At 59.9% G+C, this 629-nt stretch carries 1 protein-coding gene; it reads right to left on the bottom strand.

Annotation, left to right across the window (positions count from 1 at the left end; genetic code table 11):
- On the bottom strand, window positions 1-629 hold a 629-nt coding region (locus tag KHO22_RS32375; RefSeq protein WP_211951270.1), incomplete at both ends, for an IS4 family transposase.

Genomic DNA, 629 nt, shown 5'->3' with positions numbered 1-629 from the left:
TTGCCGTGTGACCGCGTCGCGGCAGCCCACATCAGTTCGTACTGAATGGTATGGAAGGCCCGTACGAAGCTGATGTCGGTCGGTGCGATTTTCGCTTCGAGCGCCGCTTTGGCCATCTCCAGCCGAATCATGTTGTAGGCAATCAGCGCGCCCCAGATTTCCTGATAGACCCCTTCTACCGTCTGGCTGCGCAATGTCAACTCCATCCCCAGCATGGATTGCTTGAGTTCTCGGTAGCTCGTCTCGATCTGCCAGCGACGGGTGTAGCACGCAGCGATATCGGCTGGCTTGAAGCGTCGGCGATCCCTCAGGGAAGTCAGCAACACTCGTTCGCGGCCGCGCGAGTCGATCGTTCGGATGGCGCGCGCCTCCCAGAATTCAGGCAATTCAGGGCACTTCTTTCGCGCTTGGGGTGACACGCGCATGCGCACTACGGCATCGTCGGGCTTGCCCTCGACGACGTCCCAGCGCGTGTTCGCCTTGGCTGGGATCACGAAGTGCCGATTGTGGCCGCCGGTGGTGAGTCCACACAGGATCTCGGCGGCCAGAAAGCCCTTGTCGAATACAGTAATCGAATCGTCTGGGATGCGTGGTACGAGCTGCTTGGCATACAGCATCTCGTTGGTGTC

Source organism: Cupriavidus yeoncheonensis, assembly GCF_905397275.1.
GTDB lineage: Bacteria > Pseudomonadota > Gammaproteobacteria > Burkholderiales > Burkholderiaceae > Cupriavidus > Cupriavidus yeoncheonensis.
The sequence above is the reverse complement of the archived record's forward strand: the minus strand, read 5'-3'. Positions and strand labels throughout refer to the sequence as shown.